At 66.6% G+C, this 23,074-nt stretch carries 25 protein-coding genes and 1 pseudogene; 17 read left to right on the top strand and 9 right to left on the bottom strand.

Going from position 1 to position 23,074, the window contains the following annotated elements; translation table 11 throughout:
- The first annotated feature begins 6 nt into the window (after nt 1-6).
- Nucleotides 7-765 (top strand): hypothetical protein, encoded by a 759-nt coding sequence (locus ABQF30_RS03810; protein ID WP_448461202.1) that lies wholly within the window; start codon nt 7-9, stop codon nt 763-765.
- Here the strand turns inward: ABQF30_RS03810 and ABQF30_RS03805 are convergent.
- Nucleotides 729-1,811: an AbrB family protein gene (locus tag ABQF30_RS03805; protein WP_448461200.1), complete on the bottom strand. Its 1,083-nt coding sequence runs from the start codon at nt 1,809-1,811 to the stop codon at nt 729-731. The genes ABQF30_RS03810 and ABQF30_RS03805 overlap by 37 nt on opposite strands.
- Before the next feature lie 104 nt (nt 1,812-1,915).
- Between ABQF30_RS03805 and ABQF30_RS03800 the strand changes: the two genes are divergently transcribed.
- Together ABQF30_RS03800 and ABQF30_RS03795 are read left to right on the top strand one after the other, a co-directional pair.
- Nucleotides 1,916-2,362 carry a MarR family winged helix-turn-helix transcriptional regulator gene (locus ABQF30_RS03800; RefSeq protein WP_448461199.1) on the top strand — a complete coding sequence of 149 codons (447 nt, stop codon included), beginning with the start codon at nt 1,916-1,918 and terminating at the stop codon, nt 2,360-2,362.
- Nucleotides 2,359-3,987, top strand: coding sequence for a phospho-sugar mutase (locus tag ABQF30_RS03795; protein ID WP_448461198.1), 1,629 nt, complete (start codon nt 2,359-2,361; stop codon nt 3,985-3,987). Before ABQF30_RS03800 ends, ABQF30_RS03795 begins: the two co-directional genes overlap by 4 nt.
- Nucleotides 3,988-3,990: 3 nt before the next feature.
- On the opposite strand, the gene upp is transcribed toward ABQF30_RS03795, so the two are convergent.
- On the bottom strand, nt 3,991-4,614 hold the full coding sequence (gene upp / locus ABQF30_RS03790) for a uracil phosphoribosyltransferase (protein WP_448461196.1): 624 nt from the start codon (nt 4,612-4,614) through the stop codon (nt 3,991-3,993).
- A 64-nt stretch (nt 4,615-4,678) separates the two neighbouring features.
- Between upp and ABQF30_RS03785 the strand changes: the two genes are divergently transcribed.
- From ABQF30_RS03785 to ABQF30_RS03765, 5 genes are all read left to right on the top strand, one after another.
- Nucleotides 4,679-4,969: a hypothetical protein gene (locus tag ABQF30_RS03785; RefSeq protein ID WP_448461195.1), complete on the top strand. Its 291-nt coding sequence runs from the start codon at nt 4,679-4,681 to the stop codon at nt 4,967-4,969.
- A 2-nt stretch (nt 4,970-4,971) separates the two neighbouring features.
- Nucleotides 4,972-6,027, top strand: a complete 1,056-nt coding sequence (locus tag ABQF30_RS03780; protein ID WP_448461193.1) for a C40 family peptidase — start codon at nt 4,972-4,974, stop codon at nt 6,025-6,027.
- Nucleotides 6,024-6,200, top strand: a complete 177-nt coding sequence (locus ABQF30_RS03775) for a hypothetical protein (RefSeq protein WP_448461191.1) — start codon at nt 6,024-6,026, stop codon at nt 6,198-6,200. Before ABQF30_RS03780 ends, ABQF30_RS03775 begins: the two co-directional genes overlap by 4 nt.
- 34 nt (nt 6,201-6,234) lie before the next feature.
- Nucleotides 6,235-7,506, top strand: coding sequence for a protein export chaperone SatS (satS, locus tag ABQF30_RS03770; RefSeq protein ID WP_448461189.1), 1,272 nt, complete (start codon nt 6,235-6,237; stop codon nt 7,504-7,506).
- Between the two features lie 73 nt (nt 7,507-7,579).
- Nucleotides 7,580-8,410, top strand: a complete 831-nt coding sequence (locus ABQF30_RS03765) for an alpha/beta fold hydrolase (protein WP_448461187.1) — start codon at nt 7,580-7,582, stop codon at nt 8,408-8,410.
- Here ABQF30_RS03765 and ABQF30_RS03760 read toward each other — a convergent pair.
- Entirely contained in the window at nt 8,389-9,477 is a 1,089-nt protein-coding gene (locus ABQF30_RS03760) for an adenosine deaminase (RefSeq protein WP_448461185.1), read from the bottom strand. The genes ABQF30_RS03765 and ABQF30_RS03760 overlap by 22 nt on opposite strands.
- A gap of 222 nt (nt 9,478-9,699) precedes the next feature.
- Between ABQF30_RS03760 and ABQF30_RS03755 the strand changes: the two genes are divergently transcribed.
- Nucleotides 9,700-10,107, top strand: a complete 408-nt coding sequence (locus tag ABQF30_RS03755) for an STAS domain-containing protein (RefSeq protein ID WP_448461183.1) — start codon at nt 9,700-9,702, stop codon at nt 10,105-10,107.
- 75 nt (nt 10,108-10,182) lie between these two features.
- Nucleotides 10,183-10,995, top strand: coding sequence for a cutinase family protein (locus tag ABQF30_RS03750; protein ID WP_448463419.1), 813 nt, complete (start codon nt 10,183-10,185; stop codon nt 10,993-10,995).
- Here the strand turns inward: ABQF30_RS03750 and ABQF30_RS03745 are convergent.
- Both ABQF30_RS03745 and ABQF30_RS03740 read right to left on the bottom strand, forming a co-directional pair.
- Entirely contained in the window at nt 10,992-12,284 is a 1,293-nt protein-coding gene (locus tag ABQF30_RS03745; RefSeq protein ID WP_448461181.1) for a thymidine phosphorylase, read from the bottom strand. The genes ABQF30_RS03750 and ABQF30_RS03745 overlap by 4 nt on opposite strands.
- A 48-nt stretch (nt 12,285-12,332) precedes the next feature.
- Entirely contained in the window at nt 12,333-12,731 is a 399-nt protein-coding gene (locus ABQF30_RS03740; protein ID WP_448461179.1) for a cytidine deaminase, read from the bottom strand.
- 214 nt (nt 12,732-12,945) lie between these two features.
- Between ABQF30_RS03740 and sdhC the strand changes: the two genes are divergently transcribed.
- The 4 genes from sdhC (at nt 12,946) to ABQF30_RS03720 (ending at nt 16,396) form a co-directional block, all read left to right on the top strand.
- Nucleotides 12,946-13,350 carry a succinate dehydrogenase, cytochrome b556 subunit gene (gene sdhC, locus ABQF30_RS03735; protein ID WP_448461178.1) on the top strand — a complete coding sequence of 135 codons (405 nt, stop codon included), beginning with the start codon at nt 12,946-12,948 and terminating at the stop codon, nt 13,348-13,350.
- 47 nt (nt 13,351-13,397) lie between these two features.
- Nucleotides 13,398-13,820: a succinate dehydrogenase hydrophobic membrane anchor subunit gene (locus tag ABQF30_RS03730; RefSeq protein WP_448463417.1), complete on the top strand. Its 423-nt coding sequence runs from the start codon at nt 13,398-13,400 to the stop codon at nt 13,818-13,820.
- A gap of 4 nt (nt 13,821-13,824) precedes the next feature.
- On the top strand, nt 13,825-15,579 hold the full coding sequence (gene sdhA, locus ABQF30_RS03725) for a succinate dehydrogenase flavoprotein subunit (protein WP_448461176.1): 1,755 nt from the start codon (nt 13,825-13,827) through the stop codon (nt 15,577-15,579).
- A 103-nt stretch (nt 15,580-15,682) separates the two neighbouring features.
- The gene (locus tag ABQF30_RS03720) at nt 15,683-16,396 is read left to right on the top strand and encodes a succinate dehydrogenase iron-sulfur subunit (RefSeq protein ID WP_448463415.1); all 714 of its coding nucleotides are present in this window, start codon (nt 15,683-15,685) and stop codon (nt 16,394-16,396) included.
- 63 nt (nt 16,397-16,459) lie between these two features.
- Here ABQF30_RS03720 and ABQF30_RS03715 read toward each other — a convergent pair whose 3' ends face one another.
- Nucleotides 16,460-17,308 carry a putative endonuclease domain-containing protein gene (locus ABQF30_RS03715; protein WP_448461174.1) on the bottom strand — a complete coding sequence of 283 codons (849 nt, stop codon included), beginning with the start codon at nt 17,306-17,308 and terminating at the stop codon, nt 16,460-16,462.
- A gap of 103 nt (nt 17,309-17,411) precedes the next feature.
- Between ABQF30_RS03715 and ABQF30_RS03710 the strand changes: the two are divergent.
- Nucleotides 17,412-18,053, top strand: a pseudogene (locus ABQF30_RS03710) (carboxymuconolactone decarboxylase family protein); the annotation flags it as partial.
- Here ABQF30_RS03710 and ABQF30_RS03705 read toward each other — a convergent pair.
- Genes ABQF30_RS03705 through ABQF30_RS03695 form a run of 3 tightly spaced genes read right to left on the bottom strand, consistent with a single transcriptional unit; the run spans nt 18,044 to nt 20,944 of the window.
- A complete protein-coding gene (locus tag ABQF30_RS03705) occupies nt 18,044-18,541 on the bottom strand; it encodes a PPOX class F420-dependent oxidoreductase (protein ID WP_448461173.1) in 498 nt (165 codons plus the stop codon). The pseudogene ABQF30_RS03710 and the gene ABQF30_RS03705 sit on opposite strands and share 10 nt — an antisense overlap.
- Nucleotides 18,541-19,440 (bottom strand): sigma-70 family RNA polymerase sigma factor, encoded by a 900-nt coding sequence (locus tag ABQF30_RS03700; RefSeq protein WP_448461171.1) that lies wholly within the window; start codon nt 19,438-19,440, stop codon nt 18,541-18,543. The genes ABQF30_RS03705 and ABQF30_RS03700 overlap by 1 nt, the downstream gene beginning before the upstream one ends.
- 16 nt (nt 19,441-19,456) lie before the next feature.
- Nucleotides 19,457-20,944, bottom strand: coding sequence for a gamma-aminobutyraldehyde dehydrogenase (locus ABQF30_RS03695; RefSeq protein WP_448461169.1), 1,488 nt, complete (start codon nt 20,942-20,944; stop codon nt 19,457-19,459).
- A gap of 124 nt (nt 20,945-21,068) precedes the next feature.
- Between ABQF30_RS03695 and ABQF30_RS03690 the strand changes: the two genes are divergently transcribed.
- Together ABQF30_RS03690 and ABQF30_RS03685 are read left to right on the top strand one after the other, a co-directional pair.
- On the top strand, nt 21,069-21,584 hold the full coding sequence (locus ABQF30_RS03690) for an Lrp/AsnC family transcriptional regulator (RefSeq protein WP_448461168.1): 516 nt from the start codon (nt 21,069-21,071) through the stop codon (nt 21,582-21,584).
- The gene (locus ABQF30_RS03685; protein WP_448461166.1) at nt 21,581-22,969 is read left to right on the top strand and encodes an aspartate aminotransferase family protein; all 1,389 of its coding nucleotides are present in this window, start codon (nt 21,581-21,583) and stop codon (nt 22,967-22,969) included. The genes ABQF30_RS03690 and ABQF30_RS03685 overlap by 4 nt, the downstream gene beginning before the upstream one ends.
- Nucleotides 22,970-23,074: the final 105 nt, after the last annotated feature.

The following is a 23,074-nucleotide window of genomic DNA, read 5'->3' as shown; positions in this document are numbered from 1 at the left end:
AATGCAATGAAACTCGTCAACGATCAGCTCGCCGTGACGGCCCAGCTGACTCAACCGACCGGCAGCGGATTTCTGGTTCTCGGTGCCGAGATCGGCCGCTGGGCCGGCCCGCTCGCTGTACCGTCGCAAAAGCGTCGACGTCTGCTGGCCCGGCTCACCAAGCTGTCCGAGCAGCTGTCCCAGCGCGACGACGTCACCGAGGCCGTGGTGTTCCGCGGCACGCTGCGTCCGCCCGGTGAGGGGTCAGAACTGTTGGCACGCGCAAACGTTCGGCCGGCCCGCTACGACGTGGTGGTGCTCGTGCGCACCACCACCCTCGATGCGATCGACGCGGTCCGCACCGACGGCGCCTACCGCACCATGGTTTCTGAGATCGACCGCAGCGCGCGGCACAGTTATCGGGTGGCGGCCGGCAACGCAGCCCGCATCGCCGACGTCGACCACCGCAGCAACCATTGGTTCTTGTTCAACTACTTCTTCTGCGAGGACGTCGAAACCGTCTACGACGTGTGGGAGTACACCGCCGGGTGGTTCCAGCAGCACACCGCGCTGCCGAACTCGACACTGCTGCGTCCGTTGCCGGGCGAACGCGACGACTACAGCATCGTCAACCACGCCAGCTGGCCGACGCTGAGGCAGTTTCTGCCCAGCCTGCTCTTCGACCGCACGTTCCGATCGTTCGTCCTGGCCAACTTCAAGGCGAATGACGTTGCCGCCCAACCGGTCATCTACCGCCGGGCGGCGACGGGCTCTTCGACAGCGTGACGCCCGGCGAGGCGAGCCATACCTCGGGCCATCAGGGGCGCCGCGAACAGCATCAGCAGCACCCGCAGCACCTGGGCGGCGATGATGAACGTGACGTTCGACCCGGTCTCCACCGCGGTGGCCAGCACCGCGTACACCCCGCCCGGGCTGGTGGCGAGGTAGCCCTCCAGCTGAGTCACGCCGGTGACCTTGGCCAACACCACGCCGAGGCCCGCGGTTGCCACGCCGAGCACCACGATCAGCGCCAGGGCCAACGGCAGGATGCGCCCGATGGCGCGCAGTGATTCACGGGTGAACGCCACACCGGCCTGCCAGCCGATCATCATGTAGGCGGCCTGCACCAGCAGCGTCGGCACACTCAGCCCGAAGGACAGACCTGTCAGCTGCAGCACGACGGTCAGTGCGAGCGGTCCGAGCAATCCTGCCCCGGGTAACCGGATCAACCGGCCGCCCACCGCGCCGACCGCAACCAGGACCACCAGCATCGCCAGGCTGAGATACCAAGGTGCCGATTCGGTTTCGGGTGCAACCGCCGAGTGCGATCGGTCGGCTTTAAAGACCAGCGTCACCACGAGCGGGATGGTCCCGGTGACCAGTGCAACCCGCAGGTACTGCACGACGGAGACGACGCGATCGTCGCCGCCGAGTTCACGGGCGATGGCCACCAGACCGGACGCGCCGCCGGCGGTCAACGCGAGCGATCCGGTCAGCGCCGAGACGTCGCGATGCAGACCCAGCAGTGCCCCGGCCACAATGCTCAACAAGAGGGTGGCGACGGTGATCGCCAGCACGATCAGCCAATCCGAATGAAGCGCGTCGACCGCGTCCTGATGGACCATCGTGCCGATATAGACGCCGAGCACGCCCTGGGCCACCACGCCACCGCGACGAGATACCCGCTCAGGAGCCAGCGAGGCCAGCGCCAACGCGATTCCCACGCCCAACGCCGCGAACAGTGCGGCAGACGGGACGCCGATGAGGGTGAGCGGAACAGTGACGGCGATCGTCACCACTACGAGCAGAGCCCACCGCAACACGCTGCGCATCCCACCTCCAGACTCCGATATTGTAAGCACAAGCTTGCCATCTGGACACATTTAGCTGGTCTGATAGCCATGACATCAGACAGTTGCCAAGGTATAACTTGGTAATGATCGCAACGTCCGCCACTGAGCTGCGGGAGTCGATGATGGCGGTGGCGCGTCAGATGCGCCGGCACCGCCCGGATCACGGCCTGACGCTCACCCAGATGGAGCTCCTCGGCGAGGTCAGCCGGACCGGCACCACCACCCCGGCCGAACTCGGCGCGCGCCTGCACGTGCGGGTGCAGTCGCTCACCGACAGCATCAACGAACTGCTCAGCCGGGGCCTGATCGTCCGGCGTCCCGACGAGAATGACCGGCGTCGCCAGTTGATCGACATCACCGCCGAGGGCACCGCGCTGTTGCAGGCCGATCGCGCCGAGCGGGACGCCTGGTTACACGCCACCATGCGCGACAACCTGACGGATCTTGAGTTCGATCTGCTGATGCTCGTCGCACCTGTACTGCGCAAGCTTGCTTACTCTGAGCCCGGGGCGGGCACACTTGCCTCATGACGTCGATTGCGACAGCGGCTGCCGACTGGATTTCGCATGACCCCGATCCGCAGAGCGCGGCCGAACTGACCGCCTGCAGTCCCGATGAACTCGACCAACGATTCAGCCGCCCGCTGACTTTCGGTACCGCCGGGCTGCGCGGCCCGATGCGTGCAGGCCCGGACGGGATGAATCTGGCGGTGGTGCTGCGTACCACCTGGGCGGTGGCGCAGGTCCTCAAGGACCGGTGCCTGGGCGGGTCGCAGGTGGTGGTGGGCCGCGATGCCCGCCACCGCTCCGACGAGTTCGCACTGGCCGCCGCGGAAGTCCTTGCGGCCGAAGGGTTCGAGGTGCTGCTCATGCTGGCCGCCGTCCCGACGCCGGTGGTCGCCTTCACCGTGCAGCACATGCCCGCCGTCGCGGGCATCCAGATCACCGCATCGCACAATCCCCCGTCGGACAACGGTTACAAGGTGTTCTTCGAAGGGGGCATGCAGATCATTTCGCCGACCGACCGCGAAATCGAAAATGCGGTGGCCCGCGCACCGCATGCCGATGAGATTCGCAGGGCCCGGGTGCAAACGGGTGGCCTGGAGCAGGTCAAGTCCTATCTTGAGCGGGTCGCGCGGGTGCGCCGGGCCACCGGTTCGGTGCGGGTGGCGCTCACGCCGTTGCATGGTGTCGGCGGCGAGTTCGCCCTGGACGCATTGGCTTTGGCCGGGATCCAGGATGTCCACGTGGTCGAGTCGCAGTTCAGCCCCGACCCGGACTTTCCGACGGTGTCCTTCCCCAACCCGGAGGAACCGGGCGCCGTGGACGAGCTACTGGCCCTGGCCGCCGACGTTTCGGCCGACGTCGCTGTCGCGCTGGATCCCGATGCCGACCGGTGCGCCGTCGGAATACCGACCCCGAACGGCTGGCGCATGCTCTCCGGTGACGAAACCGGTTGGCTGTTGGGTGATTACATCCTGTCCAATTTGGAGCCGGGGCCGGTCAGCGAGGTCAGCGCGGTGGCAAGCACGGTGGTGTCGTCGCGCATGCTCGCCGCGATCGCCGCCGCACATGGAGCCCACCACGTCGAAACGCTCACCGGATTCAAATGGTTGGCGAGGGCGGGAGCGCCGGGAACCACGCTGGTGTACGCGTACGAGGAGGCGATCGGGCACTGCGTCGATCCGGCCGCGGTGCGGGACAAGGACGGGATCAGCGCGGCGGTCCTGGCCTGCGATCTGGTTGCCGCACTCAAGGATCAGGGCCGTACCGTGCTCGACGCGCTGGACGCCCTGGCCCGCCGCCACGGTGTGCACGTCACGCGGGCGGTGTCCCGCCACGTCGATGACGCCGAGACGGCGATGATGCGACTGCGGTCGGACCCGCCGACGGAACTGGCCGGATTCGCCGTCACCACCGAGGACCTGTTGGACCGGCGTGGCCAACAGCGCACCGACGCATTGATCTTCACCGGCGACAACAACGACACCGACGGCGCCACCACGATCCGCGTGGTGGTCCGGCCGTCGGGCACCGAGCCGAAACTCAAGTCCTACATCGAGGTTCGGTGCGCGCCGACCGACGACCTCACTGCCGCGAGGGATCGCGCGCAGATGCTCAGCGAGGAACTCGCCGACGCCGCGAAACGCTGGTAACTCTTAGCGCGGGCCGAACTGCCGATCCCCCGCATCGCCGAGACCGGGCACGATGTAAGCGATCTCGTTGAGCCCGTCGTCGACCGTCGCGGTGATCAACCGGATATCGGGTGCGACCTTCTCCAGCGCGGCAATACCTTCCGGTGCGCACACCACGCACACCGCGGTGATGTCCACGGCGTTGCGCTCCCGCAGCAGGCCGATGGTGTGCGCCATCGACCCGCCGGTGGCCAGCATCGGGTCCAACACGAGCACCGAGCGGGTACTCAGATCGTCGGGCAGCGATGCCAGGTAGGGGGTGGGTTGATGCGTCTCTTCGTTCCGGGCCACCCCGACGAAACCCACTTGCGCCTCGGGGATCAGCGCATGCGCCTGATCGACCATGCCCAACCCGGCCCGCAGTACCGGCACGAGCAGCGGCGGGTTGGCCAGCCGGGAACCGGTGGTCTCGGTCAGTGGTGTGCGTACCGGGATCTTTTCGCATGCCGCGTCGCGGGTGGCCTCGTACACCAGCATCAGGGTCAGATCGCGCAGCGCCGAGCGAAACCCCGCGTTGTCGGTGCTCTCGTCACGCAGAGTGGTCAGCCGCGCCGCGGCCAGCGGGTGATCGACGACGCGCACATCCATGCGCCGACCTTAAACCGTGCGGGAGCCGACGGAACCGAACCGGGCGTCCCTGCGTCATAACGTCATGCTCGCCGACACTCTGCTCATCCGCGCCCTCGGCGGCGCATACACCGCGCACGCCGCCGAACTCGCTGCCATCGCGGCGGCGCTGCGGTCCGTACCGTCGCCCGCCACCGCACTCGGCCCGGTCGGTGACCGCTTCCTGGCCGCGTTCGCCGACGCGGTCACCGACCAGGTGGCTGCCGCCGCGGCGCTGGGTGACGAAACGCAGACAGCCGGCGCCACTGCCGGCCAGAACGCCGCCTCCTACGACGCTGCCGGCCACCGCGCCGCGCACCTGCTGCCGCGGGTGTAGTGGTGCCGAGCAGCGCGCTGGTGAGCGCCTTGGCCGCGCCGCTGCACGAGGTGCGGGCCCTCGTGGGTCCCGGCTGGCCGGTCCACGCCGCGGTGACGGCCCTGACAGAGGTGCGGACCGCGCTCAGTGATGTCGCTGCAGCGGTGTCGGTGAACCGGACCGGCGGCTGGTCCGGCGTGGCCGCCGACGCTGCCGCCGACTTCGCCGCCAACACCGCGGCAGCCGTCACCGCCCTGGCCGACCGCGCCGACGCGCTGAGCGCCGGCGCCGACCAGGCGGGTGCGGCCGTCGCATCCGCGGGCTCTCGGCTGCAGGCGATTGTCGACCGCTTCGAAGACCGCGCGGCAGCCTTGGAGCCGCGCCTCAACGAACCGGGAGTCGCCGAGGAGCTGCTGGCCGAGGCGCAACGTTCCCTGCGTGAGGCCATCGCGATCGTCGACCAACTGCGCGCCGAACTCGACAACCACGCTGTCGCCGCCACGCAGGCACCCACAGCGCCGACACCGACGATTCCGGCCGGATTCTCCGGTGGCTCGGCCGGTCCGCCGTCGGGCATACAACCCAGCAGTTGGGCTTCCGGCGCGCCCGATCTCGCGGCGTCATTGTCGGATTCGGCACCGCCGGAGGCCGCGGTCGGGTCACGGGATCCGGGCATGTTCGGTGACGGGGTGGCAATCCGGTTGCCCGACGGCAGCACCGCGCTCGCGCCCAACGCGGTCGCGGCCGGGGCAGTGCGGCACGCACTGACCCAGCTGGGCGTGCCGTATCACTGGGGCGGCACCAGCCCGGGCGTCGGGCTGGACTGCAGCGGGCTGACCCAGTGGGCGTATCACGAAGCGGGACTGAACATTCCGCGACTCGCGCAAGAACAGGACATCGGCGCAGCGGTCTCCGCGGACTCGCTGCGGCCGGGCGACCTGGCGGTGTGGGACGGCCACGTCGCGATGGTCGTCGGCCGCGGCACCATGATCGAGGCAGGCGATCCGGTTCAGCTCTCCCCCATCCGGACCACGAATGCCGGCCAGGGCTTCCAGGGGTTCTGGCGGCCGACGGCATGAGCGGGCCGATCTTCGACGACGTGATGGCCCGGGCGCGCGGTCGGCTGACGGCCCTCGAACGGGCCGGTGCCGGCCTGGCCGGACTGCGCGACGACGCCGATACAGCGCAGCGTCGGCAGCAGCTTCTCGACGGACTGGTCGCAGAGCTCGGCCAGGAACGGGAGGCAACCTGACAGCACGCGAGGGCCACGCCTTAGGCTGTGCCGCATGGCTGCTGACATCGTGCCGGTCCGGCTTGGGCTGACCAAGGGCGACCTCTACACATTGTGGGCTCCGCGCTGGCGGGATGCCGGCGATGAATGGGAGGCCTTCCTCGGCAAGGATGAGGACCTCTTCGCCTTCGAATCGGTCGCTGACCTGGCGGCGTTCGTGCGCACCAACACCGACAACGATCTGGCCGATCACCCGCGGTGGGAGGCGTTGACCACCGCGTCGGCGCACAAGCTCGACCCGGCCGAAGACAACCTGTACGACATCGTCGGCGTGCCCGAGGCAGTCGCCGAGAAGCCGACCGAGGAATCGGTCGAATCGCTGCGCCGCGCGCTGGCGATCGTGGCGTCCCTCGGCTCGGTGTGTGAGCTGACGCCCATCAGCAAGTTCTTCAACGGCAACCCGGTGCTCGGCACAGTCGGCGGCGGGCTGGAATCGTTCACCGGCCGCAGCGGCCGCAAGCGGTGGGCCGAGATCGAGGCCGTGATCGGTCGCGGCTGGGACGGCGTCGTCGATGCCCTCGACGAGATCGTCACGGTTCCCGAAGACATTGATGCCGACGTGGTCAAGAAGGCCCAGGCCGAACTCGACGAACCGGCCCCCGAGGAAGACGACGAAGAAGATCTCGTCGCCGACACCGACGAGGCCGATGATGCCGCCGTGGAAGACACGGAAGAGGCCGAAGCAACCGGACGCAGCCCCGACGCGGTGCTGGGCGGCGACGAGGACTTCTGGCTGAAGGTGGGCATCGACCCGGTGCGCATCATGACCGGTGCGGGCACCGTCTACACGCTGCGCTGCTACCTCGACGACGAGCCGGTTTTCCTTGGCCGCAACGGCCGGATCAGCGTGTTCAGCTCGGAGCGGGCGCTGGCGCGCTATCTGGCCGACGAGCACGACCACGACCTGTCGGACCTGGCCACCTACGACGACATCCGTACTGCGGCCACCGACGGTTCGCTGCGTGTCGACGTGTCTGACGAGAACGTCTACGTTCTCAGCGGCCTCGCCGACGACATCGCCGACGGACCCGACGCGATCGATCGTGACCAGCTGGAATTGGCGGTCGAACTGCTCCGCGATGTCAGTGACTACTCCGAGGACAAGAGCGTCGACGAGACCTTGGCCACGGACAAGCCGCTCGGATCCTTCATCGCCTATGTGGTCGACCCGGACAGCACCGACAAGCCGGTGGCGCCCTACGCCGAGGCCGTCGAGCAGTGGGAGACGATGGAACGCTTCGTGGAGTCTCGGCTGCGGGCTGAGTAGTTCTTCAAGCTGGGTAGTTCTTCACGCTCATAGCCCCGCGATGAGTTTTCCGGGTTGAAGCGGTCATATCGGCATGACCGCTTCAACCACTGTCTCCAGTGTCGCCGTCCCGGGCGCCCGCCTGCACTATGAGGTCCGCGGGGACGGTCCGCTGCTGCTGATCCTGGGCGCCCCGATGTCGGCGGCCGAGTTCACCCCACTCGCCCACGCACTGGCCGGTGATCACACCGTGGTGACCGCCGACCCGCGCGGCATCGGGGGCAGCGTCGTCGACGATCCGACGCAGGACTCGACGCCCGAGCGCCGCGCCGACGACGTCGCCGCGATCCTCGACGACCTGGGCGCCGACGCAGCCGACGTGTTCGGCTCGTCAGGCGGCGCGGTCACCGGGCTGGCCCTGGTCGCCCGGCACCCCGACCGGGTGCGCACCCTCGTCGCCCACGAGCCGCCGCTGCTTGAGCTGCTGCCCGACGCCGCCGAGCAGCGGGCAGCCACCGAGGCCATCATCGCGACATTCCACCGCGACGGTCATCAGGCCGCGTTCGGACAGTTCATGGCCAACGCCGGGTTCGAGCTGCCTGCTGAGGCACCTGAGATGCCGGCCGGTCCCCCGGATCCGTTGGAAGTGGCCAATGCGACGCACTTCTTCGACCACGAGCTACGGGCGACGACGCGGTATCTGCCCGACATCGCGGCGCTGAAGGCGGGGCGTGTGGTGCTCGGGCTCGGCGAGGAGTCCGGTCATCTGGTGACGCATCGGACGACGATCGCGCTGGCGGATCTGCTGGGCATGCAACCGGTGATGTTCCCCGGCGATCACGGCGGATTCATCGGTGCGCCAGGGGCTTTCGCGGATGCCCTGCGGACGGTGCTGGGCCGGGTTCAGCCGACCAGCACGGCGTAGCGCGGCTTGATCACCTCGTCGATGATGGCCAGCCGTTCGTCGAACGGCAGGAATGCCGACTTCATCGCGTTGATGGTGAACCGCTCCAAATCGCTCCAGCCGTAGCCGAACACCTCGACCAGGCGCAGCATCTCCTGGCTCATCGTGGTGTCGCTCATCAACCGGTTGTCGGTGTTGACGGTCACCCGGAAGCGCAACCGGGCCAGCCGGTCGAACGGATGCTCGGCGATGCTGGCCGCCGCCCCGGTCTGCACATTGCTGCTCGGGCACATCTCCAGCGGAATCCGCTTGTCCCGCAGGATGGAGGCCAGCCGACCCAATTTCTGCGAGCCGTCCTCGAGCTCGGTGATGTCGTCGACGATGCGCACACCGTGCCCCAACCGGTCAGCGCCGCAGAATGCGATGGCCTCGTGGATGGAGGGCAGACCGAACGCCTCGCCCGCGTGAATGGTGAAGCGCGCGTTGTTGCTTCGCATGTATTCGAAGGCGTCGAGATGGCGCGACGGCGGATAACCGGCCTCGGCCCCGGCGATGTCGAAGCCGACCACCCCTTTGTCGCGGAATCGGACGGCCAGCTCGGCGATCTCCCGCGAGCGGGCCGCGTGCCGCATCGCGGTGACCAGGCAGCGCACCACGACCGTGCGGCCCTCGGCGGCAGCGGCCTTCTCGCCGTCCGCGAACCCGGCCAGCACCGCGTCGACGACCTCGTCCAGGGACAGTCCCCCGTCGATGTGCAGTTCGGGGGCGAACCGGATCTCGGCGTACACGACATTGTCGGCGGCAAGATCCTCGACACATTCATGGGCGACCCGGTGCAACGCGTCCGGGGTCTGCATCACGCCGACGGTGTGGGCGAACGGCTCCAGGTAACGCACCAACGACCCGCTGTGCGCTGCCGTGCGGAAGAACGTCGCGAGCTCGTCGACCTCGGTGGCCGGCAAGTCGTCGTAGCCGACCTGACCAGCCAGATCGAGCACGGTGGCCGGTCGAAGCCCACCGTCGAGATGGTCATGCAGCAGGGCCTTGGGGGCGTGACGGATCTTCTCCAGGGTCAGCGGCGTGCTCATCACCCCATCATCCGCGACTGAGCCCGTCCTGGCCCGTAGATCGCGGACCGTTCGGTCGCTGTTCAGCTGGTTCGTTGATAGCCATTGCCCACACAGAGAGGTTGGGAGTAAGTTATGCGCCAAGGTTGAGCCAAAGCCCGCCGGGATAATCCACGGGCATGCTGTGGCTCCCTCGGGTCGCCTCAGCAGAACGAATCATCGGCTTTAGGGGTTGTCGATGTCATGATCAAACTGCCAGGATCACCGGGCGTCGGATCGGCCCACGCGAACACCGCCCGATACACCATGCACCAGGGCCGCACGGGGAGTCTGCTCAGCGTCGCCGGTGGAATCGACGCTGCCGGCGCCGACCAACTCGTCGCGCGGGTGCACCATGCAATGCGCTGTGAATGGCTCGTGTTGGACTTGACCGCAGTCGAATTCATGCACCCCGCAGGCATGCAGACCCTGCACGCAATCAACGCCAGATGCGCACGCTTCAACGTGCGGTGGTCACTGGTCGCCGGTCCTGCGATATCACGACTTTTGCGTAGCTGCGATCTCATCGATCTGCCGATAAGTGAGTCGCTCACAGCAGCTTTGGCATCGGTGCAACGACGCCCCGATCAGCAGGAAACCATGGTGTGTTAGTGCGGGACAAGGCAATTCGATCAGCAAAGGATACCGAACGTGCGCGTAGATGTTCTGAGTGCGGCCGCAGTCACGATGATGCCGCTGGTGTTCGCCGTCATCGGCGCCCCAATAGCTTCGGCACAGCCATGTCCTGACGTGGAGGTGGTATTCGCCCGCGGCACCGGCGAGCCACCAGGGCTCGGACCGACGGGACAGGCATTCGTCGACTCCCTGCGCCAGCGCGTCGGCGACAAGTCACTCGGCGTCTATCCGGTCAACTACCCGGCCACCGACCAATGGACCACAGGCGTCGACGGCATCCGTGACGCGGGTACCCACATCACGACCATGGCTGCCGACTGCCCTGACACAAAGATGGTGCTCGGCGGATATTCGCAAGGCGCGGCAGTGATGGGCTTCGTCACCTCGGCTGCCGTGCCCGACGGGGTCGATCCCGCGACCGTACCCAAACCGTTGCAGCCGGAGGTTGCCGAGAACGTCGCGGCCGTCGTGCTCTACGGGACGCCGAATATTCGGGCGATGAACTTCCTTGGTGAACCGCCCGTTGTCATCGGCCCGGAGTATGAGCCCAAGACATTGAAGGTGTGCGCACCCGAGGACTTCGTGTGCTCGGACGGGATGAACTTCGCCGCCCACACCTCCTCCGGCTATAACGGCCTGATCAGCCAAGGTGTCGATTTCGCCGCCACCCGGCTTGCGCTCGAACCGGCTCCAAGCCAACCATCTGCCCCGCCGAGTGAATGGGACCGTGAACCCGTGGTAGCGGCACCGCTTGCTCCCGTAGCATCCCCGGCCCCAGCTGCACCGCCGGCACCAGTTGCGCCAGTTGCACCGCCGGCACCGGTGGCGCCGGTTGCGCCACCGGCACCACTCGCGGCGCCCTAATCGATCCGGTCGATCAGCAGCGGCAGATCCGGGGGTGCGGAATCGCCGACGGTCCAGGCCCCGTCCAGTTCCGCGAGCGCGGCGGGTAGGCGATCCGGGGTGTCGGTGTAGAGGGTGAACAGTGTCTCGCCGGCCGCCACCGGATGGCCCGGCTTGCGGTGCAGGCGCACCCCGGCTCCGGATTGCACGGGCTGGCCGGGTTCGGCGCGCCCGGCGCCGAGCCGCCACGCCGCCATCGCGACGCCCATCGCATCGATGTCGCCCATCAACCCGTCGCGCGGCGCGGTCACGGTCTCTGACGCCGAACCGATAGGCAACGGTCGGCTCAGATCCCCGCCCTGGGCGGCGATCAATGCCCGGAACCGGTCCATCGCCGATCCATCGCGCAGAGTCTCGGCGGGGTCGACGCCGTCGATCCCAGCGGCGTCGAGCATCTCACCCGCCAGCGCCAGCGTGAGGGCGACGACGTCGTCCGGTCCGCCGCCGGCCAGCACATCCAGCGACTCGGCGACCTCCACCGCGTTGCCGACGGCACACCCGAGCGGACGGTTCATGTCGGTCAGCAGAGCGCGGGTCGGCACGCCGTTCGCATTGCCGAGCTCGACCATGGTGCGGGCCAACTCTCGCGACTCGGGCTCGGTTTTGAGGAACGCCCCGCGGCCCACCTTCACATCCAAGACCAGGGACTGCGCACCCTCCGCCAATTTCTTGCTCATGATCGAGCTGGCGATCAGCGGCAGCGAGTCGACCGTCGAGGTGATGTCGCGCAGCGCATAGATCTTGCGGTCGGCAGGCGCGAGCTCACCGGCGGCGAAGATCGCGGCGCCAATCGCCTGAAGTTGTTGTCGGATCCGATCTTTCGATAGCTCGGCCGAGAAGCCGGGAATCGACTCCAGCTTGTCCAGGGTGCCGCCGGTATGACCGAGGCCGCGTCCGGAGGCTTGCGGGACGGCGCCGCCGCACGCCATCACGACCGGAAGCAGCGGGATGGTGATCTTGTCTCCGACGCCTCCGGTGGAATGCTTGTCGACCAGGGCCAGCGGCTTGCCGTCCCGACGCAGGTCGGTGAAGTCGAAGCGCTCCCCCGACGCGACCATTGCAGCCGTCCAGCGGGCGGTCTCGGCCGGCGTCATCCCGCGCAGGAAAATCGCCATCAACAACGCCGACATCTGCTCCTCGGCGACGTGCCCGCGGGTGTAGGAATCAATCACCCAGTCGATGGCCGCGTCGGCGAGCACCCCGCCGTCGCGTTTGGTCCGGATGACCGACGGTGCGTCGAAATGCGCCATGGCCGCCAACCTACTCGCCGGTAACCGGAGTCGTTGAACCGCTTGGCGTTACCGTCGCGCCAGATCGTCCGGGCCGAACGCGTCCGGAAGCAGTTCGCGCAGTGGCCGGGGACCATTCGGATGGTCGATGAGCAACTCCGGACCGCCGTGCTCCAACAGCACCTGCCGACAGCGTCCGCAGGGCATCAGGAGACCGCCGTCGGGGCCCACACAGGTCAGTGCGACGAGCCGTCCGCCGCCCCCGGAATGCAGGGCGCAGACCACAGCACACTCGGCACAGAGACCTAGGCCATATGAGACATTCTCCACATTGCAACCGGTCACGATTCGGGAATCGTCGACGAGCGCCGCGGCACCAACCGGATATCCGGAATATGGCGCATAAGCCCGTCCAGATGCCTCAATTGCCTTGTGCTGCAAGGTTTTCCAGTCAATTTCCGCAACCATGCCGTCACCACCGCTTAGGTTCTGAATGCATTCCGAAAACCCCAATTCACGGCCCGCCCACCAAGATAGGTAAGCCTAACTTTCTCCAGCTGATCAGCCCGAACCGCTCCACCGTAGTTCGTTCGGTACTACAAATGGGTTTAGAGTCGCCCCGAGGTTTGGGGCTTGTCGACAGACCGGTCCCGGACGTCCACTGATGGCGTTGGAGGGACCGATGAGTACGCAGACGGAGGCTCCCGGGAAAGCACGCCGGCGAACCCTTTATCGGGGTGATCCGGGAATGTGGTCCTGGGTGTTGCACCGTATTACCGGGGCGACGATCTTCTTTTTCCTGTTCGTCCATGTTCTCGATACCGCGTTGGTGCGGGTTAGCCCGCAGGCCTACAACGAGGTCATCGAGACGTACAAGACCCCGATCGTCGGCCTGATGGAAGTGGGCCTGGTCGCCGCGGTGCTCTTCCACGCACTCAACGGCATCCGCGTCATCCTCATCGACTTCTGGCAGCAGGGTCCGCGTTATCAGCGGCAGATGCTGGCCGTCGCCGTCGGCATCTTCGCCGTCGTCCTCATCGCATCCCTGGGAGTTATCGGCATGCACATGGCGGAGCGGTTCCTGTGAGCGCGCCAGGGGCAGGCGAAACCCGCCTGGGCCGTCCGGCGCCCGTCATGGAACGCGAACATGACCGGCCTGCGGCACTCGATCATCCGCGCGCGCCCCGGCGCCCGCGCGGCATCCCGTACTTCGAGAAGTACGCATGGCTGTTCATGCGGTTCTCCGGTGTGGCGCTGGTGTTTCTCGCGCTCGGCCACCTCTTCATCATGCTGATGTGGCAGGACGGGGTGTACCGCATCGACTTCAACTATGTCGCCGCGCGTTGGGCGTCGCCGTTCTGGCAGATCTGGGACATGGCCCTGCTGTGGCTGGCAAACCTGCACGGCGCCAACGGCATGCGCACGATCATCGGCGACTACGCCCGCAAGAACACCACCAAGTTCTGGCTGAACTCGCTCTTGCTGCTGGCGACCGGATTTACGTTGGTGTTGGGCACGTATGTCCTGGTCACCTTCGACGCGAACATCGGAGGTTAGACAAATGATTCATGAGCATCGCTACGACGTCGTCATCGTCGGCGCAGGCGGCGCAGGCATGCGGGCCGCCGTGGAGGCCGGGCCCCGCGCCCGCACCGCGGTGCTGACCAAGCTGTACCCCACCCGCAGCCACACCGGCGCGGCGCAGGGCGGCATGTGCGCCGCGCTGGCCAACGTCGAAGAGGACAACTGGGAGTGGCACACCTTCGACACCGTCAAGGGCGGCGACTACCTCGCCGACCAGGACGCCGTCGAGATCATGTGCCGCGAGGCCATCGACGCGGTCTATGACCTGGAGAAGATGGGGATGCCGTTCAACCGCACCCCCGAGGGCCGCATCGATCAGCGCCGGTTCGGCGGGCACACCCGCGATCACGGCAAGGCGCCCGTGCGCCGGGCGTGCTACGCCGCTGACCGCACCGGCCACATGATCCTGCAGACGCTGTACCAAAACTGCGTCAAGCACGACGTGCAGTTCTTCAACGAGTTCTATGCGTTGGACATCTCCCTGACCGATACGCCCGGCGGCCCGGTCGCCACCGGCGTCATCGCCTATGAGTTGGCGACGGGCGATATTCACGTGTTCCACGCCAAGGCGGTCGTGTTCGCCACCGGCGGGTCGGGCCGCATGTACAAGACGACCTCCAACGCCCACACCCTGACCGGTGACGGCCTGGGCATCATCTTCCGCAAGGGACTTCCCTTGGAGGACATGGAGTTCCACCAGTTCCACCCGACAGGCCTTGCCGGCCTGGGCATCCTGATCTCCGAAGCCGTGCGCGGTGAGGGTGGCCGGTTGCTCAACGGCGAGGGCGAGCGGTTCATGGAGCGCTATGCGCCGACGATCGTCGACCTGGCGCCACGTGACATCGTCGCCCGCTCGATGGTGCTGGAGGTGCTGGAGGGCCGCGGCGCCGGACCGAACAAGGACTACGTCTACATCGACGTGCGCCACCTCGGTGAGGACGTGCTCGAGGCCAAGCTGCCCGACATCACCGAGTTCGCCCGCACCTACCTGGGCGTCGACCCGGTCAAGGAACTGGTGCCGGTGTACCCCACGTGCCACTACGTCATGGGCGGCATCCCCACCACCGTGCACGGCAACGTGCTGCGCGACAACAACAACGTCATCCCCGGCCTGTACGCCGCGGGCGAATGCGCGTGTGTGTCGGTGCACGGCGCCAACCGCCTCGGCACCAACTCGCTGCTGGACATCAACGTGTTCGGCCGCCGCGCGGGCATCGCCGCCGCCGAATACGCGCAGAACCACAACCACGTCGACCTTCCGGAGAACCCGGCCGAGATGGTGGTCGGCTGGGTCGGCGACATCCTGTCCGAGCACGGCAACGAGCGCGTCGCCGACATTCGCACGGCGCTGCAGCAGTCGATGGACAACAACGCCGCGGTGTTCCGCACCGAGGAGACGTTGAAGCAGGCGCTTACCGACATCCACGCACTCAAGGAGCGCTACTCGCGAATCACGGTGCACGACAAGGGCAAGCGCTACAACAGCGACCTGCTGGAGGCCATCGAGCTGGGCTTCCTGCTGGAGCTGGCCGAGGTCACGGTCGTCGGCGCGCTGAACCGCAAGGAATCCCGCGGCGGCCACGCCCGCGAGGACTACCCGAACCGCGACGACACCAATTACATGCGTCACACCATGGCCTATAAAGAGGGCACCGACCTTCTTGCTGATATCCGGTTGGACTACAAGCCCGTGGTCCAGACGCGTTACGAGCCGATGGAGCGGAAGTACTGATGAGCCGCTTGCGCGAAGAGGAGAGTGCCCAGTGAGCGCACCCGTTATCGACAAGCCCGAAGCCGGCGATCAGGAACTGCCGCCCGTGCCCGAGGGCGCGGTCATGGTCACCCTCAAGATCGCCCGGTTCAACCCCGACGAGCCCGACGCCGCAGGCTGGCAGAGCTTCCGCGTGCCCTGCCTGCCCTCAGATCGGCTGCTCAACCTGCTGCACTACGTGAAGTGGTATCTCGACGGCACGCTGACGTTCCGGCGGTCCTGCGCACACGGCGTGTGCGGCAGCGACGCCATGCGGATCAACGGGGTGAACCGGCTGGCCTGCAAGGTGCTGATGCGCGACATGCTGCCGAAGAAGGCTTCGAAGCAACTCACCATCACCATCGAGCCGATCCGCGGGCTGCCCGTGGAGAAGGACCTCGTGGTGAACATGGAGCCGTTCTTCGACGCGTATCGCGCCGTGAAGCCGTTCCTCGTGACCAGCGGCAACGCCCCCACCAAAGAGCGGATCCAGAGCCCGACCGACCGGGCCCGCTACGACGACACCACCAAATGCATCCTGTGCGCGTGCTGCACCACGTCGTGCCCCGTCTACTGGAGCGAGGGGTCGTACTTCGGGCCTGCCGCGATCGTCAACGCACACCGGTTCATCTTCGATTCGCGCGACGAAGCGGCTGCCGAGCGGTTGGACATCCTCAACGAGGTCGACGGCGTGTGGCGCTGCCGGACCACGTTCAACTGCACCGAGTCCTGCCCGCGTGGCATCCAGGTGACTCAGGCGATCCAGGAGGTCAAGCGCGCGTTGATGTTTGCGCGCTGAGTTCGTTTGGGGCGCCGAGTGTGAACAAGATCGCGAGATTTCTCGGAAATCTCGCGATCTTGTTCACATTGGGCGGCCAGCGGCGCGCAATGCCGCCTTTGTGCGATCAATGATCATGCGTGGGCGATGATGAAGCAGGTCGGCACCAACGTGAACCATCCGCCAACCGAGATCCTGGTACTCGACGTTCTGGTCGATGTCGATCGTGCGCCGCTTCGGATCGGTCCAGTGCTGAATGCCGTCATATTGCACGCCGACCTTCCACTCCGGCCACCCCATGTCGATCCGGCCCACAATCCGGCGGTGATCGAAGACCACGATCTGAGTCTTCTCGGGTCTCATGCCGGCCTCGGTCAATAGCAGGCGAGTTCGGGTTTCCTGCGGCGATTCGGCCCCGCCGTCGGCGAGATCGAGCACCTGCCGTAATTGTTGGAGTCCCCGAACCCCCTTGTGACGCTGCAGGAGCGGCCGCACATCGGGGATCTTCAGGTCCGTGGCCTGCAGGAGCGCGTCCACCCTGACGACGGCGTCGGTCAACCCCTTTCGACGACCGAGATCGAACGCAGTCCTGGCGGGCGTCGTGGCCCCGATTCTCCGGATCACGCAGACTTCGTCGTCAACAAGGCGGTCACCATGCAGGACGATGCCGGCGGTCTTGTGTCGGCTGGAGTGATTCAGCTCGGCGGGATGCTTGGCCTCGATCCACTTCGATCCGTGCAGCGCGGCGGCCGACAGCCCCGCAGCGATTCCCCGTCGCCCCGACCACAGCCACGCCGCGACCGCCTTGTCGACGGGTGTGAGCTCGGCGCCGCGCGGGGCGTAGACGTCCCAATGCAACATCTCGTAGCGGGTGGTCAACTGATAGCGGTTGAGCTTGCCCGTAGCCATCGCCTCGGAACCCAGAAACGGCATGCCGTTAAGACGCTATGGGCTGCTCGCCGGTTCCACCACTCTCCAACGTGAAGAAGATGGCGAGTTGTCGCAGGAATCTCGCCATCTTCTTCACGCTCGGCTGTCACACATCGCGCGCGTGCCTCGTCTGACAGATATGACACCAAGAATCCAACCCCTGCCTCCCAAACAAGCCGGCCTGATGACGCGGATGATGTACCGGTTCGCCAAGAAAAAGTTCGGTGAGGTGCCCGAACCGTTCACGGTGGCAGCACATCACCCACGGCTGCTGATGGCCAATGCCGTGCATGAAGGCCTGCTGCAGAGCGGCTCGAAGAAGCTGCCGGCCAGCGTCCGCGAACTCGCGGTGTTCTGGACGGCCCGTACCGTCGGCTGCTCGTGGTGTGTCGACTTCGGTTCGATGCTGATGAGGCTGGACAACCTCGATGTGGACCGGCTGAAGTCCATCGACGAGTACGCCACGTCACCGATGTTCACCGACGACGAGCGCGCGGCCCTCGCCTACGCCGACGCCATGACGAAAGATCCGCACACCATCACCGACGAGCAGGTGGCTGATCTGCAGAGGCGCTTCGGCGATGACGGCGTGATCGAGCTGACCTACCAGATCGGTGTGGAGAACATGCGGGCCCGGATGTACTCGGCGCTGGGCATCACCGAGCAGGGTTTCAACTCTGGGGATGCGTGCCGGGTTCCGTGGGCCGATCAGGCCGACGAGCGCTTGCGCGAGGAGCATCAAGCCTGACCAGCAGGCACAATCTCGATGAAAGCCATTGCCACACCGAAGGTTTGACTGCTCTTATCGAGGCCACGCTCCAAAACCTTCATGGGCGCGCTCCAATTGGCGGCGATCGCGGCGTTGGCGTGCGCGTGTTCTTCCTCAGGCAGGATGCGCGCCACGCCGGCGACCGCCGGGCCGGCCGGCTTGCCGCGAAGGTTGCACGGCGCCACGATCACGTTGGGATTGTTGCGGATTCGCTTGACCTTGGCGGTGGACGCGTCGGTGCGGACATAGAGCTTGCCCTCAGCGACGCCGTGGTTGATGGGGCTGGGGACGGCTTCGCCTGATCGCTTGTAGGTGACAAGCACGATCTGGCGGTACTTGTCGAAGCCGGAGAAGTCGACGCCGGTCGGCTCACCGATGTCGAAGGCCTCGCGGTGACGCATCTTGTCCATGCCGCGGAACATCAGCTTGCTGAATGTTTGGGACAGGTTGCCGGGATCAGTGGGCATCACGTAGCACCTCCGCGTAGTGGTGAGCCGGTGAACTTGTCGGGATTGGCGATATCCCATACGGCACAGACTTTTCCGTCCCGGATCGTCATCGCCGTGATGCGTGGCATGAGCTCCGGATAGCGGTCGACTGCAGGCGCGCCCACGGTGTAAACACCCAGCTCACCGTTGACCAGTGCCAGCTGATTGCCCGCCAACCAGTTGGGTCCGTAGCGACGGGCCAGGCTGAACAGGAAGCGGGCCACCTTCTCGGGACCGTGAATGACGCGGGGCGCGGTCGGGGCGCGCCGGTTGGAGTCGCCGGTGAACGTGACGTCCGGATGCAGCAGGCGCACAACGGCTTCCATATCGCCGGCGGCCAGTGCTGCCATCAGCGTTCCGGCGATCTCGTTGTGTGTGTCGTCGGGCACCGGGGGCGGGGCGTCGGCCACCGCCTTGCGCGCCCGGGAGGCGAGTTGCCGGGCAGCAGCAGCACTGACGCCGAGCACGTCGGCGATCTCGGTGAACGGCACGCCGAAGCCGTCGTGCAGGACGAACGCCACCCGCTGGTCGGGGTTCAGGCGCTCCAACACCACCATTGCCGCGAACCGGGCGTCCTCCCCCGCGACGACCGCGTTCAGCGGGTCATTGGCATCGAAGGTCACCACCGGCTCGGGCAGCCACTCCCCGAAATAGGTTTCGCGCCGGTGCGCAGCCGAGCGCAACCGGTCCAGGCCCAGCCGGCTCACCACCGTGGTCAGCCAGGCCCGCAGGTCGTTGACCTGGCCGCGGTTGGCGTCCCAGCGGATCCAGGCGTCCTGCACGATGTCCTCGGCATCGGCGTAGGTGCCCGTCAACCGGTAGGCGACCGCCAGGAGTTGCGGCCGCAGCGCCTCGAACTCGTCTACGGCAGTTGTCACTCCTCCGAGGGTAGCCCTAGCGCTTGGCGAATACTGTGCGGTGCCATTCCTTTTCGGCGACGCCGGTGATGTCGCTCATGACGTGCTTGATGGTGAGGTACTCCTCGAAGGAGTAGTCGCTCATGTCCTTGCCGAAACCGGACGCGCCGACGCCACCGTGGGGCATCTCGCTGATGATCGGGATGTGGTCGTTGATCCACACGCAGCCGGCGTTGATCTCCCGCGACGCCCGCTGCGCGCGGTACACATCGCGGGTCCACGCCGAGGCGGCAAGACCGTAGTCGGTGTCGTTGGCCTGGCGAATCGCGTCGTCGTCGTCGGTGAAGGCCCGCACCGTGAGCACCGGGCCGAAGATCTCGTCGCGGTACACCTCTGAGCTTTCGGAGACGTCGGCGATCAGCGTCGGCCGGTAGAACGATCCGGGCAGGTCAGGAGCCACCCCACCGGTGACGACGCGGCCGCCCTGCTCCGGCGCGCGCGCCACCATCGCGGCGACCTTGTCGCGATGCGCGTAGGTGATCAGCGGGCCGAGGTCGGTGTCGGGGTCCTGGGGATCGCCGACGACGATCTTGCCCATCAACTCGGCGACGCCGGCGACGAAGTCGTCGTACAGGTCGCGCGAGACGATGGCTCTGGTGGCCGCGGTGCAGTCCTGACCGGTGTTGATCAGTGCCCCGGCCACAGCGCCCTGGATCGCGGCGTCGAGATCGGCGTCGTCGAACACCACGAACGGGGCCTTGCCGCCCAGCTCAAGCTGGGTGCGGTGACCGTGCACCGCGGCCGCGGCCATCACCTTGCGGCCGACGGCCGTCGACCCGGTGAAGGTCACCAGATCGACGCCGCGGTGTCCGGCCAGCGCGGTCCCGACGTCGGAGCCCGCGCCGGTCACGACGTTGAAGACGCCGTCGGGCAGCCCGGCCTCGCTGGCAAGCCTGGCCAGCGTGAGCGTGGTCAGCGGAGTGATCTCGGCAGGCTTGATCACCACTGAACACCCTGCCGCCAGTGCCGGGATCACCTTCCATACCGCCATCTGCAGCGGGTAGTTCCAGGGGGTGATGGTCGCGACGACGCCGATGGCGTCACGCCGGATGCTCGACGTGTGATCGCCCGAGTACTCCGCGGTGGCCTTGCCCTCGAGGTGGCGGGCCGCTCCGGCGAAGAAGTCGATGTTGTCGATGCTGCCCGGCACGTCGAACTCGGAGGCCAACCGCACCGGCTTGCCGGTCTGGCTGACCTCCTCGGCGACCAGGTCGTCGGCGTGTTCGTCGGCGAGCTTGGCCAGCTTGGCCAGCACCGCGGAGCGCTCCGCAGGCGTAGCGGTGGACCATGCAGGCAATGCGGCACGCGCCGCGGCAACCGCGTTGTCCACGTCGTCGGTGGATGCCAGTGCATAGTCGGCAACTGTTTTACCGGTCGCCGGATCGATGATCTGATGGGTTGGACCGGTGGTCGCCACCGGGGCGCCGTTGATCCAACTGCTCGCCACATTTACCGCCACACTCATGGCCCCAACGCTAACCGATCCCCCGACCGTTCTGCTACGCAATCCCGCGTTGGAGGCACCTTTAGACGATCGAATACATCGATAAGGTTGCCCCAAACGACGGATTCCGTGCACAATCGGTGGCATGACCAACCCTGATGGTCGCGAACTGGCCGCCGTACCGTTGCGCGTCAATCATTCGCGACCGGGCGCCTTCCAGTTGGACGAATTGTCGAAGGCGATCATCGAGAAGCTGCAGGCCGACGGGCGCCGCTCCTACGCCGGCATCGGCAAGGCGGTGGGCCTGTCCGAGGCCGCGGTGCGCCAACGGGTGCAGCGCATGGTCGACGCCGGCGTCATGCAGATCGTCGCGGTCACCGACCCGCTGCAACTGGGTTTCGCGCGCCAGGCGATGATCGGCATCCGCTGCACCGGGGACACCACCAAACTGGCCGAGAAACTGGCCGTCATCGAGTCGGTGGATTACGTGGTGCTGACGGCGGGATCCTTCGACGCCATCGTCGAGGTGGTCTGCGAGGACGACGACAGCCTGCTCGAACTACTCAACACCAAGATCCGCGCATTGCCGGGAGTGATATCCACCGAAACCCTTGTCTATTTGAAACTTGTTAAGCAGCAATATAATTGGGGAACGCGATGACTATCATTTCCGAAACCGATCAGACTACGTCAACCGACCTGGCCGCCAAGGCCAACCGCCACCTGTGGGGCCACTTCGCCCGGCACGGTGAGGGCATCACCCCGCCGATCATCACCCGCGGCGAGGGCGTCCGGATCTTCGACGACGCGGGCAAGAGCTACATCGACGGGCTCTCAGGGCTTTTCGTCGTGCAGGTGGGCCACGGCCGCAAGGAACTGGCCGAGGCCGCCGCCAAGCAGGCCGAGACGCTGTCGTTCTTCCCGCTGTGGTCCTATGCGACCCCGCCGGCGATCGAGCTGGCCGAGCGCGTGGCCGCGTTCGCGCCGGGCGACCTGAACCGGGTCTTCTTCACCACCGGCGGCGGCGAGGCCGTCGAGAGTGCGTGGAAGCTGGCCAAGCAGTACTACAAGCTGACCGGCAAACCGGGCAAATACAAGGTGATATCGCGGTCCATCGCCTATCACGGCACGCCGCAGGGAGCGCTCGCGATCACCGGCATCCCGGCGTTCAAGGCGCCGTTCGATCCGCCGACTCCTGGCGGTTTCCGGGTGCCCAACACCAACTTCTACCGGGCTCCCGAGCAATTCAGCACCGATCCCAAGGCCTGGGGCCGCTACTGCGCGGACCGGATCGCCGAGGCCATCGAGTTCGAGGGTCCCGACACCGTCGCGGCGGTTTTCCTGGAGCCGGTGCAGAACGCCGGCGGCTGCTTCCCGCCGCCGCCGGGGTATTTCGAGCGGGTCCGCGAGATCTGCGACGAGTACGACGTGCTGCTGGTCTCCGACGAGGTGATCTGCGCCTACGGCCGGATCGGTTCGATGTTCGCCTGCGACGACTTCGGCTATGTGCCCGACATCATCACCAGCGCAAAGGGTTTGACGTCGGGCTACTCACCGCTTGGCGCGATGGTCGCGTCCGACCGGCTGTTCGAGCCGTTCAACGACGGCCAGACGGTGTTCGGCCATGGCTATACCTTTGGCGGACATCCGGTTTCGGCGGCCGTGGCGCTGGCCAACCTCGACATCTTCGAGCGCGAGGGCATCAACAACCACGTCAAGGAGATGGCCCCGGCATTCCGGGCCACCCTGGAGAAGCTCTACGACCTGCCGATCGTCGGCGACGTCCGCGGCGAGGGCTTCTTCTACGGCATCGAACTCGTCAAGGACAAGACCACCAAGGAGACGTTCAACGACGAAGAGTCCGAACGCCTGCTGCGTGGGTTCCTGACGCCGGCACTGTGGGAGGCCGGCCTGTACTGCCGCGCCGACGACCGTGGCGACCCAGTGGTGCAGCTTGCTCCGCCGCTGATCAGCGGGCAGGCCGAGTTCGACGCGATTTACGAGATCCTGCACGGCGTGCTTTCCGAAGCGGGCAACCTGCTCTAGGTCTGGCGTTGGCTCTGCGGTGAGGGCGGGTGCTTCTCGCACTTTGCCGCCCTCACTGCAGAGCCGAACCAGCGGTCGCGGCTAATCTGGTCAGACCTGGCCAGA

This window comes from Mycolicibacterium sp. XJ870, assembly GCF_053483975.1.
Note: the sequence above shows the minus strand (reverse complement) of the source record. Positions and strands in the feature narration are given on the sequence as shown.